Origin of the sequence: Tolumonas auensis DSM 9187 (assembly GCF_000023065.1) — a bacterium.
GTDB lineage: Bacteria > Pseudomonadota > Gammaproteobacteria > Enterobacterales > Aeromonadaceae > Tolumonas > Tolumonas auensis.
Map to the genome: position 1 here is coordinate 2,635,524 of NC_012691.1, position 14,737 is coordinate 2,650,260.

A 14,737-nucleotide genomic window follows, 5' to 3' on the forward strand; every position below is an offset into this window, starting at 1 on the left:
GACTGTGTGAAAACGCACTGATGGCGGGTTAAGCAAACGCCCCGGCTCGTTCGGGGCGTTTGCTTTTGCGCGGACGAAAGGCGAAAACACGCTTTTCAGCCCATCAACGCGATCAGCTGGCCTGCACCGAGTACATTGATCGCTCTTTTGAGGTTGTAGGCTTGTACCGCCAGGGCCATTTCCGTCCTTGCACCCTTCAGCTGGCGAAGCAGGAAGCGGCCATTGCCGAATCACCACTGCTTGAGGTTGCCGAAGGGGTGCTCAACGATCGACCTTCGGCTGACCATCATCTCTGGATGTGCCTGCATCCGCTGTTCCATGCGCTCGAAGGCGGCTTCATGGGCATGCCGTGAGACGTAGCGGCGCTTGGCCTGGGTGCAGCGCGCTTTCAGTGGGCAACTGTTGCAGTCGCTGATCGCTGCCTGGTAGATGCGATCCCCTCGATTCCATTGCTTGAGGCTCAGCAACTTGCCCGCCGGGCACTGGTACTGATCGTTCTCTGCATCGTAAGTGAAGTCGCCTCGCTCGAAGAGGTCGACGTCATCACTGCGATTATTGGTCGCGCGGTTGGGCGGCACATAGGCCGTAATACCCGCCTCCTCACACGCCTGGAACTGCGCACCGTTGGAGTAGCCGGCATCGGCGACCACCTCCAACTTGACCTGTTGCAGCACGGCTTGAGTTGCCTTGGCCATGGGTTCGAGCTGCTGGGTGTCGTTGCCATCCTGAGTGACCTCGTGGTGCAGGATCAGGCAGTGCTCCGCGTCCACAGCGCTTTGCACGTTGTAGGCTACTCGAGGCCCCAGGTGGGTGCGCATCAGCTTGGCGTCCGCCTCGCCGATCACGAACTGTTCCAGCTGCTGCGCCTCCAGCAGCGCCTGACTGGTCAGATTGTCGGCATGCTTGCCCTGCAACCGTTGCAGGGCTGCCTTGACCGCCGAACGATCGATCGCCTCGTCGGCTTCAGCCCGATCCGCAGCCTCCAGCTGCGCCAGGTAGTCGGTGATGTGCTTCTCCAGCCGCTCCTGCTGGCGCTTGAGTTGCTTGAGGCTCAGCTGCTTGCGCGCCGAGGCGACGGCTTGGAACTTGCTGCCGTCGATGGCCACCAACTGGCCGGCGATCAGGCCGACCTGGCGGCAGAACTGCACAAAGGCCCGACAGGTCGCCGCGAATGCTGCACCGTTGTCCTTGCGAAAATCAGCGATGGTCTTGAAGTCCGGAGCCAGGCGTCCCAACAGCCACATCACTTCGACATTGCGCTGGCACTCGGCCTCCAGCCGCCGGGATGAGCGGATGCGCTGGAAGTAGCCATACAGATAGAGCTTGAGCAGATCGGCCGGATCGTAGGACGGTCGCCCGGTTTGCCGGGCCTGCACCTTGCTGAAGCCCAGCACGCGCAAATCCAGGCGCGCCACATAGGCTTCGATCACGCGCACCAAATGATCTTCCGGCACCAGCTCGTCCAGCGACTGTGGAAACAGACTGCCCTGGCTGCGCGCTTCACCTTGGATGTACTGCATAAACAAAAATGCCCGTATCGCGTGATACGGGCATTTTCTAGAACACCGGCCGGGACTGCCAGGTTTTCACACAGTCTGGATTGCGGGGCTTTTTTTCGTCCATCAATCGGGACGCCTCGGATTCCCATTTGCGCATGACGCCGGCCTAGCGCCGGCGGAAGCTGTCGGCATGCGTCGCTGACCTCGTCAGCACCATGCCAGCAGCCAGGGTTTCAGGCTGCCGCGGGATTCCCCTCCCGTGCGACCCACACCAGTCCGCCATCGCATCGAGTCCGCGGACGCGCGCCCTCACGGCGCCGATGCCGATTCATCCACCGCCAGCGGGAGCAGCCATCCCGTCCAGGGCCATGGCGATCCTGCTTCCTGAAAGGAGCTCCGCCATGTCCCAGCAAGCCTCGTTCGGCCACTTGGCCCTGATCTACGCCGGCAAACACCTGCCGCTCCAAGTGCTTCACAGCGCCGCCGGCCACTACATCGGTACGCGCGACATCGAAGGCCCCGTCTCCCGCGAGTCGGCCGAGTACTTCCGCAGTTCGGCGGCAGCCCAGCGAGCCCTCGACCGAGGCGGCTGGACCCAGCTGCCCACCCCTTGATCCCCATCCATGAGGAGACCGTCATGAATCAGCTTCTACCAACCGACGTCGTCGATCAGATCATGCGTGAAACGCGCCATTTCGAGCGTGCGCCCGAGGCCTTTTTCAAGGCTTGGAAACGCGGTGCGGAAATCGCCGGGCCCGAGTGGTTTGGCGATGGCACCCGCGAAGGCCTGCGCCGTGCCGCCAGCAAGTGGGACTTGCGTCCGAACCTGCTGGAACTCAACGACGCCCTGGGCGTTTTGAGCGGCGGACAGCGCATGTTCCTGTCCGCGATGGTGAGCTTCTACAACTCGCGCGAGGGCGCCGCGATGCTCAAGCGCTGCGGCTTCGAGGGGCTTTCCGACCTCGGTGGCCTGGATCTGGAGCGGCGTCAGGTGATCGCCGATCTGGTACTCAACTACAGCGGCTGGTAGGTCCGAACGACCGACCACCGCCATTTTCTCAACCCCCAGCGAGGGACATCCGTCCCTTCGGGGCGGTGTCCCTCCATTCTTCCCACAGGAGCGACCCATGTCCCGAAATCCGTCCTTTGCCGTCGTCCTCGAAGGAGGCCTGGTGCAGGCCATCGTCGTGCAGGACTGGCCCGATCATCTGCCGCTGCCGCCATTCGCGGTAGTGGACTACGACACCGAAGGCGCGGCCGACGACGAAATCGTCTGCTTCGACATCGGCAACTCCGAAGCCGAAGCCCTGTGCCGCAGCGACACCCCCACGGTGTTCGAGTCCTTGCCGGACGCGCTGTCACCACGGGTTGTGCTTGCCGCACTGGGCGAGCCCGTCCTGGATGACACACCCAAACCGCTGGCGATCGCCCGCCGGGTGCGGCAGAACGTCCTCGATCTGGATGCCCGGATCAACACCAGCGAGCAGGCACCGACGGGCGACGACTACAACGCGCTCTACGTCTTGGCCAACTGCGGCCTGATCGAACTGCTGAAGTCTCTGGGCGACCCCACCGACTTCGGCGAATAGCGCTTTTCCACCTTTGCCCGAAGCCACGGTTTCGGGTTCATCCCCGCGGATGCCATGTCCGCAGGGGCTGGCTCCGCATCACCAACCAGGAGCCACCCCATGGCAAACAACTACTACGACGCCACCGGCGTCCTCGTTCTCGACCAAGTCACCCCGGTGATTACCGCGCTGTTCGGCGGTTTGAAGCTGGATGCCTCATACCCCGGCGACGGCGAGGTCTACATCGCCCAGATTGCCGAAGACAGCGGCGCGCATTGGGACGATGTCTGCGAAGACCTCGTTGCACTGGCCCAGTCGCTGGGGCTGTCCGTGCCCAGCGAGGGCCCTCCCACGATGGACGACGTTCTGGCCGTGCTTTCCAGGCATTTCGGCACCGACCAGGACGAAGATCTGCAGCACCTGATCGAACACCATCGTTTCGAGGACGACTCGGATCTCGACGCGCTGTTCCTGATCGCCACGCGACTCGACGATGGTCACGGCCTCAAGGAGATTCGCTTCGAGGGTTGCTGGTATTGCAGCAAACCACGCCTCTTCAACTTCGGCGGTGACGGTTCTTTCATCAGCCGCGAGTTCTCGGTCTTCGGTGCCTCCGGTCAGGTGCTCGATCTCGGCAACCGTATCCGGCAAGCCCTTCTGATTCAGAACCTGGAGGCTGCTGCCAATCTGTTCGCCCGGGAAACACAACGCCTGCTCGCCGGCATCACCGACGAAACGCAGCGCCGGCAATTGCAACACCGCCTGTCCGAGCTGTTGAGCTGACAGGCCGCGATACGACGCTTGATCCATACCGGTGCCGCCTGCCGGCACCACTTCCTTTCCCACTGGGTCGATCCCCGGTGGGGGTTGGCCCTGCGTCACCCCTCACCGGAGAATCAAACCATGGACCATTCATCCAATCCTTTCGCCCGCGGCTACTACGGTTTCGAGATTCGGCGCCTTGCCGTCATCAGCTACGACGAGCGCCACCCGCAAACCTTTCTGCCGCTGCATCCATCGCAGGCTCATCTACCCGATGACAAGGTGGCGTACCAAGCGTGCATCTTCAACGATGATTTCGTGCTGATCACCGAAGGCCAAACGGTGCCCGCCGAACTCGATGCCTTGTGCGGCGGCAGCGGCGCCGTGCAGGCCGTGTACCACAGCATCTATGGCCGAACCCTCGATAGAGGCTTCATCCATGTGGGCGACAGCTACACACTGGAATATGCCCAAGCGGTGGTGCGCAATCTGCAGTTCGAGACGGGCTTCTACAGCCGTGCCTGGGAGATCAGCACGGCCCACATCACCGAAGCATCGGGCCGCTACCTGTGCGAACTGGCGGATATCGCCACACCGAGCGGGTTCCTGTTCGTCGCCTTTCGCATCCCGTACAGCCCAGCCATCGGCGTCAAGCTGATCGCCACACCCTGGACGGATGAGAACCTGATGCACGTCGAAGGCATCACCGCCGAGCAACTGCGCCGGGAGCACCTGTCCAAGGGCATGCCCGAGGATCTGGCCGACGTACTGGCGCTGGCCGGACAGGCTGACGTCAGGGTGCTGGTATTCGATGCTGATGCCAACGAGCTGGACGGTCTGACCGTCTTCGAGGAAGAGGACGACACCCCCTCTGTGGACACCTGACCAGTCATGTCCCCCCGAGCCCCTCCGATGAGGGGCTTTTTTCTGCCTCGGGAATGCGGTGCAGGCCGGTTCGGTTTATCGCAGGCCGGGCCGGCCAGGCTCTGCCATCCTGCTGCCATGTTCGCTGGCGTAGCCGGCAACATCCCAGGCGGTCAAGGCCATCGAGACCGCGGCATGCCGATCGCGTGCTGGCTTTCATCCTCTTCCGGACGCACCGCGTCCATCCAATCCACCCACTTGGGACAACCCGTCCCCTGTGGCCGGGAAGTCCCTTTTTTCTGGAGATTTCCCATGGACCATCAACTCATTCGTCAACAACTCCCGACGCTGGTTTCCGGCCATGTGCCGTCCAATGCCCGCGGCTTCAAGTTCGTCATCTTCGACGGTGAGCCCAAGGTATCGACGATGGGCTTCCATATCGATCCCAAGCCTTTTGAAGGCAAGGTCATCGCGAGCACAGACGAGGCCATTGTCGTCAAGACCGGACGCACCCAGTTCATGGTGCTCGACCGGTCGCGCGTGACCGAGGAACCCGACGAAGGTGCCAAGGTACAGGTCGAGCCTTATGCCAGACGCCGCTTCGACGGCTTGCGGGCGGATACCCCCGAGGAACGCACCGAGTACACCCACGACGGCCAGCCCTACAAGCTGCAGACGTTCGTGCTCGGTTCGGCTCCGGCGAAACTGCCGGTCCCGCAGCCGCGCTGCCTGGAACTGCAGCAACTCATCGAGCAGTTGGAAACGCTGCCGGCGCCCGACGGCTACCGGCGCATCACGCACCTGTTGGTCGATGCTGGCGCGTGCGACTTCACTTGGGTCGATCCACTGCCCAAGGACATCATCGCCACGCCGCCGGCCATCAGTTTCAACGTGGTCACTGCGAAGTTCCAGGGGCGCGTCACCGTGCTGTACGAACGAGGCGACGATCTCTATGCGGTGGAACTGCACCGCGACGGTGAGCTGGTGGAGCGCGTGGATGAGGTGTTCTTCGATGACCTCGGCAACACGTTGGAACGCCTGATCGACGATGGCAGTTGGCGCCAGATTCGCGTCAGCACCGTGCAGAAGCCCGCACGGCGCAAGCCGCGGGCGGTATCCGCATGACTGCGCGAAGCGGCTGAGTCCGTCGGCGGCATTTCGTCCTTTCCGCACCGCCTTGTCGGAGCATTCATCCACCACGGCACTTGCCCCGGAAACTGGCCTCGCGCCAGCTTCCGGGGCTGTGCCTATCTGCTGGGAAATATCTCATGACCGTGTCGGCAGAACACTGAACCTGCCTCAGCCCCCCGGTTCCGCCGCGAGTGCGCACTTAGCTGGCCTGTTTTACCGAACGCCAGGACGACCTGTTTGACCCTGCCGAAGAGACCATCGGCTGCTATTGCGGCGATTGAATGCGGTCAGGCGACAGTACTCATTCCCGATGGTGTGCGAAGCCGCGCGGTGTGAGGCTTGCCCCATGCTTGCTGACGTTGTCAGCGACATGCCAGGCAACCATCGGTCTTCGAGGTTGCGGCGCGGCACCCGCCGCGTGACCGAGCCAGTTCGCAACGCATCCCTCCGTGCGAACGACCATCGGCTTGCCGGTGGTGGATGCACCTTCCTAGTCCATTCGCCTTATCAACCCACCGCGGGGTTACGCACCCCCCCGCGCAGTCGGGTCCGGTGTGTCTCCGCTTCATTCCCATTGGAGATTCACCATGACCAATACGACTTCCAACGCGAAGAGCTACTTCGATCTTCACACCGAGGGCTACGCCCGCTTGCAGCGTGTCCGGGAGGTTCCTGTCCGTGGTGGCCGCCGTGCGCAGCCGTTCCTGGCTTGCACTGTCGCCGCACTCGTCGGATCCGCCAAAGACCCCGTCACCCGCTACTTCGACGTCAAAGTCTCCGGTGCCGACGCCAAGAAATTGGTCGAGGGTTACATCGGCGTCGATGACCCGAGGCAGCGTCCGCTGGTCAAGTTCCGGCTCGGCGATCTCTGGGCCGATGCTTTCATCCGTACCAGTGGTGACCGCAAGGGCGATCCGGCAGCCAGTCTCAAGGGCCGACTGTTGAAAGCCGAACTGATCGATCGTGCCGAACTGGCGCAGATCAAGCAGTACGAGCTGATCACCCGGGGTATCGGTTATCTCAACCGTCCGCGCGAGGTTACGCCGAAGGATGGCGATCCGTTCCTGTCGTGCTCCATCGGGGCGCTGGCCGGCCCGGTCGATGAGCCGGATTACCGGTACATCAACACCATCGTCGCCACTGCGGACGCCCAGCATCTGGTGCGCCGCTGCGTACAGGCCATCGAGGCCGAGCGCAAGGTGCTGATCGCCTTCCGTCTCAACGACATGAAGGCCGATGCGTACCTCCGCACCAAGGGCGAGCGTGCCGGCGAACCGGCGGCGAGCCTGGAATCCAAGCTGATCCACATCGGCCTGATCAAGATCGATGGCCAGCAGGTCTTTCCGGCCGCCGCACCGGCGCCCGTTTCCGAGGACGCTGCGGCGACCGAGGATGCGGATACCGCCGATGGCACCGTCGAGGCGCCGACCGCCGAGTCCGTTCAGGACGAACCCGTGCCGGCACCCGAGGCCGAGGAACCCGCACTCGCGGCTTCCTTCTGATCCACCCCCGCAAGGCCCCATTCCGGGGTCTTGCTTCTTATCCCCAACCTGCCTGCAGGCCACTGACGTGGCGCGTGGGCGTTCGTCTTTTCATCCCCGCAGTCCGTTCCGCACCGTGCGGATTCGGCTGCATAACAATCCCAGGAGAATGCCATGTCTCTCGCATCCCGTTTCGCACCGCGCTCACCGGTACTGCGCTCGGACCGTCCTCTGTTGGACGACCAGATTCGCGCCGTGGTGCCGTCGATCTTTGCGGAAACACCGCACGAAAGCCGTTCCCAGCGGTACAGCTACATCCCGACGGCCACCGTGCTGTCGGAACTTCGTCAGGAGGGATTCCTGCCCTTCATGGTGTGCCAAACACGTGTCCGCAACGAGGACCGCCGCGAGTACACCAAACACCTGATCCGCCTTCGCCACGCCAGCCAGATCAATGGCGACGAAGCCAACGAGATCATCTTGTTGAACTCGCACGATGGCACCAGCAGCTATCAGATGCTGGCAGGTCAGTTTCGATTCGTCTGCCAGAACGGGCTGGTCTGCGGCGACACGTTCGCGGACATCCGCGTGCCTCACAAGGGCGATGTCGCGGGCCAGGTCATCGAAGGTGCCTACGAAGTCCTGAAAGGCTTCGAGCGGGTGCAGGAAGCGCGCGAGAGCATGCGCGCGATCACGCTGGAGGCTGGGGAGGACGACGTTTTCGCCCGTTCGGCCCTGGCGCTCAAGTACGACGATCCGGACAAGCCCGCGCCTGTCACGGAGAGTCAGTTGTTGGTTCCCAGACGCTGGGACGATCGCAAGAGCGACCTCTGGTCGATCTTCAACCGCGTCCAGGAAAACCTCGTCAAGGGAGGGCTGACCGGACGCACTGCGAACGGCCGCCGCCAGCGTACCCGCCCTGTACAGGGTATCGATCAGAACCTGCGCCTGAACCGCGCCCTCTGGATGCTCGCCGAAGGCATGCGCCAGTTGAAGTCCTGAGCCACTACTCGGACCTCGCCCGTCAGGGCGGGTCCATTTTCTTCCTGACCCGTTGCGCGCCGCGCAAGACGGTTCCATTCATCACAAGGAGATACGCCATGGCTACAGCAGCCGTTCAATCCGATCCGCCCCTCATCGTCCGCGGCCAACTCGCCATCCGCACCATCCCGGGCCGCAACGGACGGTTCACGGTCGGTCGCCTCACGACCCGCCTTGGACTGTTCCATGTGAAAGACCCGGAACTGGAGCAGTACCCCGAAGGGAAGTACGAGGGTGAGTTCGTCATCCGCTACATCTATCCGAAGGCCTATCCGGTTGGCGATGGCATGCGCTTTGAAATCCGCGCCAACCTGGACGGCATGACCCTGTCGGGCATCGACAAGCTGAGCAAGGCCGAGGCTCGCGCCTTCGCCGCACAGGACGTCGATCCGCTCGATGAAGAGCTGGGCACGCCACCGGCGACAACGCCGGCAGCAGCCGAGAAATCCAAGTCCCGGTCCAAGCCGGAGCCCGCGCCCGTGCAGGCATCGAAAGACCCGCTGGTCGATACCACGCCATTCGGCGTCGATACGCCGTCCGCCACCGTGGCCGCTTCGGGTGGTCCCGAGAGCGACGACGCGGCGCTGTTCGGCATTCTCTGGCCGTTGGAAGAGTCGGTGAAACTCGACTCGACCATCGATCGCCGCACCCTACGTCTGCAGATCGCGCGGCTCAACCAGTTGGGCTATGCCTTCGACGCCACGGCCCAGCAATGGAACCTGCAACTCGCACCCGAACCGCAGGCTGCCTGATCGTCCTGCCGCATCCGCGGCATTTCATCCACCCGCCGGGGCGACCCCGATGGGGAGGTTCCCGGCTATTTCAATCGAGGAGCTTCACCATGAGTCGGCACTACTTCGACACATTCCACAAAGGATTTCCCGTCACCGTACTACTCGGCTGGGATCGGCCGATGAACTACTTCTTCTTGGTCATCGAGAAGCCAACCGAGTTGATCGACGACACCATGAAGGTCGAGAGCGACGACTTCTTGTACAGCAATCTGCACGAGAGCGATCCGTTCAACCATGACCTGGACTACTACCGTGAGGTCTTACGTCATTTTCAGATCCTTGTGCCGGAAAGCCTGTTCATCGAGGTCCAGCACGACGCTGAGAGAAATGTCGGCAACCGCGTAGTCAAGCATCAGGCCGACGGTTCGTTCACCGAACGTGAACTCTGAGTAGTCCGCGTTCTTTCATCCCTAACGGGGCATTCACTGCCCCTGCGGGTGGTGGTGCCCCTGACTTCATTGAGGACTCCACCATGTCTGCACCTTCATCCCCACAGTTGCTGTACCGCATCGACGAATGCGGCGACGTGATGGCCGATGCTTGCGTCTGCGGCGAAGACGGCGATCTGGTCTTTCTATCGGTCTGGGCGCGGGACACCGCGATCCAGCAGTTTCTCGCCCGGCTCACCTTGGGCCGCGACGAGGATGGACTGGACCAGTTCCATCTCGTCACCGACCAGGGCGGCTCCGTGCCCGTGTTCGTTCCCTCGGTCGAGCGTCTGGAAAAGCGCTTGACCCGCAGCTATCGCCGCACCCTGTTCGGGTCGCTCGTCAATCTCTGGCTGTTCGATCGGCGCTGCATCCGGCCGGACAAGGCCACCACCAGCGCGCTCGCACTGTTGCCGCGCGCGGCGGCCGATCCTACGTCGCGCCTCTGGCTGCTCGTCAAGGAGACGTGCCCGCTGCCCTTGCTGGATCACTGGCAAGGGACGGTGCTGGCACTGCTGCGAGACCGCGACATGCTCCGCGACCTGCCGACGGCCCTCGGGCCGCTGCGTGGATTTCGTCTGGGGCTGGATGTGCCAGCGCTCACCGAAGCACTGAGCAGCCTGATCCGCCAGGGCGTACTGACCGCCCATCCGCTCCCGCAGCCGGCGACCACCCAAGGGTCGCTGGAAGCGGTGGCCTGACCCACGGCAGGTGCGTGCGACCGGCGCGCACCCGCTTTCCTTCATCCCCGCTACAGGAGATTTCTTATGGCACTCATGTTCCCGCGGCTCGCCCGCAATTTCGTCAAGGCCGGCTACTTTCCGACCGACGAACCCACGCTCGAAAGAGCGCTCAGCGCACTGGCGTCCGGCGACGGGCCGATGTGCATCCTCGATCCTTGTGCAGGCGAAGGCGTCGCCATCGCGGAGGCTGCGCATGCCCTCGGGCGTGACCAGGTCACCGCCTATGCGGTGGAGTTCGACCCGGAGCGCGCCAACCATGCGCGTCTGCTCGTCGATCACTGCATCCAGGGCGACCTCATGGACACCCTGATCGCACGCCAGAGCTTCGGTTTGCTGTGGCTCAACCCGCCATACGGGGATCTGTCCAAAGATGCGAACGGCAACATCGGCTACGACGGCAAGGGCCGCGCACGGCTGGAAAAGTTGTTCTACCAGCGGACGCTGCAACTGCTGCAGTACGACGGCATCCTGGTTTTCATCGTCCCGCACTACGTGCTCGACCAGGAGTTGGTCGGCTGGCTCACGCGGCACTTCGCCGATCTGCGCATCTACCGTGCGGTGGATACGCAGTTCAAGCAAGTCGTCGTGTTCGGTCGCCGGGCCCGCCAGCGCGAGCTGGTGGGCGATGAGGTCAAGAACGCCCGTGCCCGCCTGTTGCAGATCGGGCAAGGCGACCTGGAAGCGGAGGAACTGCCACCCACGTGGCCGTCGCTTCCGTACGTGGTCCCCGTCGCCCAGCACGAGCCGGAGCACTTCTACCGTCTGAGCATGGAGCCGGCGCAGTTCGCCGACGAAGTGCAGCGCCTGCATGGCCTGTGGCCGTCGTTCGAGACCCATCTGGGCGCCGCCCAGCAGTCCTTGCGCCGCCCGGCGCGCGCATTGTCCCAGTGGCACCTGGCACTGGCCCTCGCGGCCGGCGCGATCTCCGGTGTCGTGCAGTCGAAGAACGGCCGCACCCTGGCCGTGAAAGGCGACACCTACAAGCAGAAGGCGACGACCACCGAATATCGCGAGCGCGATGACGGTTCAATCGCAGAGACACGCATCCTCACCGACAAGTTTGTCCCCGTGATTCGTGCCTGGGACTTGTCCCCGGACTCGGCCACCCTCGACCGGATTCTCACCATCCACTGATCGCATCGGGCGGCTCGCCGCCTTGCTTCATTCATCCACCAGAAGGAGAACTCCCATGCTTTCGCGTTTGTTCGCGCGGCGCGAGCCGCAAGCCCGTCCGTTGTTCGCCCTCGGTTCGCTGAGGCTGAGCGAGAAGGTGCACTGGTTGGCCAGCAAAGGCCTCATTGATCCCTTGCCTTATGTGCAGCGCCATGTGCGCGGCGATTGGGGCGATGTCGACGAGACCACCCGCCAGGTCAATGATGTGGCACTCGACCAGGACAATCCCATGATCTCTCGCTACAGGATCACGCCGCAGCTGCTGCTGATCGTGATGACCAGCGAGGATCACCGCACCACCGTGGTCCAACTGCCCGAAGAGCAGTCCTCGATCTAGCACCAGCCCATTTCATCCACCCACCGGGGTCATGTCGCCCCGATGGGGACGCCATGACCCTTTCTTTCATCGAAGGAGCTATCACCATGGCAACTGTAATGTCCATCAGCACGGCCCCCAATCTGCGCTTCTCGCCGGGCGCGACGGTCATGACCGTCGGCGTGGCCAATCTGGTCGAACAGGGACGGCTCAACCCGAGCCCGTACCTTCGCCGCCACCTCAGCGGCGACTGGGGCGACCTCGACGAGGACGATCGGCGATCGAACGATGCCGCGCTGGCATCGGGCGAGGCCCGGTTGCTCTCTTCGTACCAGGTCGATCCCGATCTGAAACTCTGGATCATCACTGAGTGGGACCGCAGCGTCACGACGCTGTTGTTACCCAGCGAGTATTGATTTCCGGGCGGCTGCGCGCCGTCCACTCACCTTCACCCCCAGGGGCATCCATCGCCCCTGGGGGCGGTGCATGCCCCATTTTTTTGGAGCATCACCATGACCATGCAACTCGAAGCGGCCCCCGCCGCACCTTCCATGCCCGCCACGGGCGATCTGTTCAAGCCTGCGGACAGCGAAAGCGATCTGTCTTTCAGCCTGCAGGATTTCGTCACCGAGTTTGGGGATGAGTTACTCGACTCCCTCAACCGGGCCAACCCGCCCGTTTACAACGGTGTGCCGCGCGCCAACCGCCAGCTCGTCCTCGCCAGCCTCAAGCGGCAGCTGTTCCCCGCCCAGGCCGAGGTCGTCCATGCGGCCGCCGAACTGCTCGTCAATCAGGGCGAGCGCGCGGCCATCGTCAATGGCGAGATGGGGACGGGGAAAACCACCGTCGGCATCGCGCTAGGGGCGGTGCTCAACGCGGAAGGCTATCGCCGCACGCTCGTCCTCAGCCCGCCCCATCTTGTCTACAAATGGCGGCGCGAGATCCTCGAAACCGTCGCCGGTGCGAAAGTCTGGGTGCTCAACGGCCCGGACACATTGCTCAAGTTGATCAAGCTGCGCGAGCAGTTGAACGTGCCGGCCGAAGGGCAGGAGTTCTTCATCATCGGCAGGGTCAGAATGCGGATGGGATTCCACTGGAAGCCCGCCTTCGTCCGCAAACACACCCGTTACGGCATGGTCGGCGCCTGCCCGCACTGCGGGACGGTGGTCACTGATCTCGACGGCGAGCCGGTCAATGCTCTGGAGCTGGAGGCGGAAGAAATCCGCCGCAAGTGCAATGTCTGCGACGGCGCACTCTGGACGCTGATGCGGCCGCGCAGCCTGTCGGGCAGTGATCAGTCCTCGGCGGTGCTGCGTGCGCTGAAGAGAATCCCGACCATCGGCGAGGCCACGGCCAACAAGCTGATGAAGACCTTCGGCGATTCGTTCCTGGCGTCGATGCTCGGCGACAACCTGCACAACTTCATCAACCTGATGGACGAGCGCGGGGAGTTGGTGTTTTCCGACCGGCAGGCGCAGCGCATGGAACGCGCCATGTCCTCAATGGAGTTCGGCTTCGGAGAAGGCGGCTATCAGCCCTCGGAATATGTGAAGCGGTATCTGCCGCAAAGCACCTTCGACTTGCTCATCGCAGATGAAGCCCATGAATACAAAACGGGTGGATCGGCGCAGGGCCAGGCGATGGGCGTCATCGCAGCCAAGGCACGCAAGACCGTACTGCTAACCGGTACCCTCATGGGGGGCTATGCAGACGATCTCTTTCATTTGCTGTTCCGGGCCTTGCCCGCGAGGATGATCGAAGATGGTTACCGCCCGAGCGCCAGCGGCAGCATGAATGCCGCTGCCATGGCGTTTATGAGGGACCATGGTGTCCTCAAGGACATCTATTCCGAGAGCAACGGGCCGGCCCACAAGACCGCCAAAGGCTCGAAGATCACCGTCAGAACGGTCAAGGCACCCGGGTTCGGGCCGAAAGGCGTACTGCGCTGCGTGCTGCCGTACACGATCTTCCTCAAGCTCAGAGACATCGGCGGCGTGCTGCCGCCGTATGACGAAGAGTTCCGGGAGGTCGCCATGGATGCCGGGCAGGCCGACGCCTACCGCAATCTGGCCGCCAGCCTGACGGCGGAACTCAAGGAGGCCCTGCGCAAGCGGGATACCACCTTGCTGGGCGTAGTCCTCAATGTGCTGTTGGCGTGGTCCGACTGCTGCTTCCGGGCAGAAACCGTGCGCCACCCGCGTACGCGCCAGGTCCTGGCCTTCACACCGGCCCAGTTCAACGAGCTGGAGATCATGCCGAAAGAGCGTGAGCTGATCGACATCTGCCGCGAGGAGAAAGCCGCGGGTCGTAAGACCCTGGTGTACTCCGTCTACACCGGCACGCGCGATACCACCAGCCGTTTGAAGATGTTGCTGGAGCAAGAGGGTTTTCGGGTGGCGGTACTGCGCGCAAGCGTGGATGCCTCTCGCCGCGAAGACTGGATTGCCGAGCAGCTCGATCGCGGGATCGACGTCCTCATCACGAATCCGGAACTGGTGAAAACCGGCCTGGATTTGCTGGAGTTCCCCACGATTGTGTTCATGCAGTCGGGGTGGAACATCTACACGTTGCAACAAGCCGCGCGCCGGTCATGGCGGATCGGCCAGAAGCAGCATGTGAAGGTGATCTACCTGGGGTATGCGGCCACGTCGCAGATGACGTGCTTGGCCCTGATGGCGAAGAAGATCCTGGTATCGCAGAGCACCTCCGGCGACGTCCCGGAATCGGGGCTGGATGTGCTCAACCAGGACGGCGATTCGATCGAGGTCGCCCTGGCCCGGCAACTCGTCGCGGCCTGATACTCTCGTTCATGCCGGCGTCCCTCTGGGCGCCGGCTTTTTTTATTCCTGCACAGTACCTTCAATCGTCGCCATGACGCCCAGCGTCGGGGTCGTTAAACTGGGCGGACATACGCAGATCTCGAGGGGCATGATGGTC

At 63.1% G+C, this 14,737-nt stretch carries 15 protein-coding genes and 1 pseudogene; 15 read left to right on the top strand and 1 reads right to left on the bottom strand.

The features are described from left to right. Window positions 1–95: 95 nt before the first annotated feature. Window positions 96–1,520, bottom strand: a pseudogene (locus TOLA_RS12260) (IS1182 family transposase). A 380-nt stretch (window positions 1,521–1,900) separates the two neighbouring features. On the opposite strand from TOLA_RS12260, the gene TOLA_RS12265 reads away from it, so the two are divergent. The 15 genes from TOLA_RS12265 to TOLA_RS12335 all read left to right on the top strand — a co-directional run bounded on the left by TOLA_RS12265 (window position 1,901) and on the right by TOLA_RS12335 (window position 14,598). Continuing rightward, window positions 1,901–2,113, top strand: coding sequence for a hypothetical protein (locus tag TOLA_RS12265; RefSeq protein WP_003296458.1), 213 nt, complete (start codon window positions 1,901–1,903; stop codon window positions 2,111–2,113). Window positions 2,114–2,136: 23 nt separating this feature from the next. Next, window positions 2,137–2,529 (top strand): hypothetical protein, encoded by a 393-nt coding sequence (locus tag TOLA_RS12270; RefSeq protein ID WP_015879470.1) that lies wholly within the window; start codon window positions 2,137–2,139, stop codon window positions 2,527–2,529. A 97-nt stretch (window positions 2,530–2,626) separates the two neighbouring features. Next, entirely contained in the window at window positions 2,627–3,088 is a 462-nt protein-coding gene (locus TOLA_RS12275) for a hypothetical protein (RefSeq protein ID WP_015879471.1), read from the top strand. Window positions 3,089–3,187: 99 nt separating this feature from the next. After that, entirely contained in the window at window positions 3,188–3,850 is a 663-nt protein-coding gene (locus TOLA_RS12280; protein WP_003296461.1) for a hypothetical protein, read from the top strand. 120 nt (window positions 3,851–3,970) lie between these two features. Further along, window positions 3,971–4,714: a DUF5983 family protein gene (locus TOLA_RS12285; protein ID WP_015879472.1), complete on the top strand. Its 744-nt coding sequence runs from the start codon at window positions 3,971–3,973 to the stop codon at window positions 4,712–4,714. A 291-nt stretch (window positions 4,715–5,005) separates the two neighbouring features. Then, window positions 5,006–5,818: a hypothetical protein gene (locus tag TOLA_RS12290; protein WP_003296462.1), complete on the top strand. Its 813-nt coding sequence runs from the start codon at window positions 5,006–5,008 to the stop codon at window positions 5,816–5,818. A gap of 593 nt (window positions 5,819–6,411) precedes the next feature. Next, window positions 6,412–7,326, top strand: a complete 915-nt coding sequence (locus tag TOLA_RS12295) for a DUF3577 domain-containing protein (RefSeq protein WP_015879473.1) — start codon at window positions 6,412–6,414, stop codon at window positions 7,324–7,326. 153 nt (window positions 7,327–7,479) lie between these two features. Continuing rightward, complete coding sequence (locus TOLA_RS12300) at window positions 7,480–8,307, top strand: DUF932 domain-containing protein (RefSeq protein ID WP_003296474.1); 828 nt, start codon at window positions 7,480–7,482, stop codon at window positions 8,305–8,307. Window positions 8,308–8,405: 98 nt separating this feature from the next. Continuing rightward, the gene (locus TOLA_RS12305; RefSeq protein ID WP_003296475.1) at window positions 8,406–9,098 is read left to right on the top strand and encodes a DUF3275 family protein; all 693 of its coding nucleotides are present in this window, start codon (window positions 8,406–8,408) and stop codon (window positions 9,096–9,098) included. Between the two features lie 89 nt (window positions 9,099–9,187). Beyond that, a complete protein-coding gene (locus TOLA_RS12310; protein WP_003296476.1) occupies window positions 9,188–9,529 on the top strand; it encodes a hypothetical protein in 342 nt (113 codons plus the stop codon). An 83-nt stretch (window positions 9,530–9,612) separates the two neighbouring features. After that, window positions 9,613–10,269 (top strand): hypothetical protein, encoded by a 657-nt coding sequence (locus TOLA_RS12315; protein WP_003296477.1) that lies wholly within the window; start codon window positions 9,613–9,615, stop codon window positions 10,267–10,269. Window positions 10,270–10,335: 66 nt separating this feature from the next. After that, window positions 10,336–11,445, top strand: coding sequence for a DUF6094 domain-containing protein (locus TOLA_RS12320; protein ID WP_015879474.1), 1,110 nt, complete (start codon window positions 10,336–10,338; stop codon window positions 11,443–11,445). Window positions 11,446–11,500: 55 nt separating this feature from the next. Next, complete coding sequence (locus TOLA_RS12325) at window positions 11,501–11,821, top strand: hypothetical protein (RefSeq protein ID WP_015879475.1); 321 nt, start codon at window positions 11,501–11,503, stop codon at window positions 11,819–11,821. Window positions 11,822–11,907: 86 nt separating this feature from the next. Continuing rightward, window positions 11,908–12,216, top strand: a complete 309-nt coding sequence (locus tag TOLA_RS12330; RefSeq protein ID WP_015879476.1) for a hypothetical protein — start codon at window positions 11,908–11,910, stop codon at window positions 12,214–12,216. 96 nt (window positions 12,217–12,312) lie between these two features. Next, on the top strand, window positions 12,313–14,598 hold the full coding sequence (locus TOLA_RS12335) for a helicase-related protein (protein WP_015879477.1): 2,286 nt from the start codon (window positions 12,313–12,315) through the stop codon (window positions 14,596–14,598). Window positions 14,599–14,737: the final 139 nt, after the last annotated feature.

Coding starts and splice junctions, on each gene's coding strand:
- TOLA_RS12265 (WP_003296458.1), top strand. CDS start 1,901: ATGTCCCAGCAAGCCTCGTTCGGCCACTTGGCCCTGATCTACGCCGGC.
- TOLA_RS12270 (WP_015879470.1), top strand. CDS start 2,137: ATGAATCAGCTTCTACCAACCGACGTCGTCGATCAGATCATGCGTGAA.
- TOLA_RS12275 (WP_015879471.1), top strand. CDS start 2,627: ATGTCCCGAAATCCGTCCTTTGCCGTCGTCCTCGAAGGAGGCCTGGTG.
- TOLA_RS12280 (WP_003296461.1), top strand. CDS start 3,188: ATGGCAAACAACTACTACGACGCCACCGGCGTCCTCGTTCTCGACCAA.
- TOLA_RS12285 (WP_015879472.1), top strand. CDS start 3,971: ATGGACCATTCATCCAATCCTTTCGCCCGCGGCTACTACGGTTTCGAG.
- TOLA_RS12290 (WP_003296462.1), top strand. CDS start 5,006: ATGGACCATCAACTCATTCGTCAACAACTCCCGACGCTGGTTTCCGGC.
- TOLA_RS12295 (WP_015879473.1), top strand. CDS start 6,412: ATGACCAATACGACTTCCAACGCGAAGAGCTACTTCGATCTTCACACC.
- TOLA_RS12300 (WP_003296474.1), top strand. CDS start 7,480: ATGTCTCTCGCATCCCGTTTCGCACCGCGCTCACCGGTACTGCGCTCG.
- TOLA_RS12305 (WP_003296475.1), top strand. CDS start 8,406: ATGGCTACAGCAGCCGTTCAATCCGATCCGCCCCTCATCGTCCGCGGC.
- TOLA_RS12310 (WP_003296476.1), top strand. CDS start 9,188: ATGAGTCGGCACTACTTCGACACATTCCACAAAGGATTTCCCGTCACC.
- TOLA_RS12315 (WP_003296477.1), top strand. CDS start 9,613: ATGTCTGCACCTTCATCCCCACAGTTGCTGTACCGCATCGACGAATGC.
- TOLA_RS12320 (WP_015879474.1), top strand. CDS start 10,336: ATGGCACTCATGTTCCCGCGGCTCGCCCGCAATTTCGTCAAGGCCGGC.
- TOLA_RS12325 (WP_015879475.1), top strand. CDS start 11,501: ATGCTTTCGCGTTTGTTCGCGCGGCGCGAGCCGCAAGCCCGTCCGTTG.
- TOLA_RS12330 (WP_015879476.1), top strand. CDS start 11,908: ATGGCAACTGTAATGTCCATCAGCACGGCCCCCAATCTGCGCTTCTCG.
- TOLA_RS12335 (WP_015879477.1), top strand. CDS start 12,313: ATGACCATGCAACTCGAAGCGGCCCCCGCCGCACCTTCCATGCCCGCC.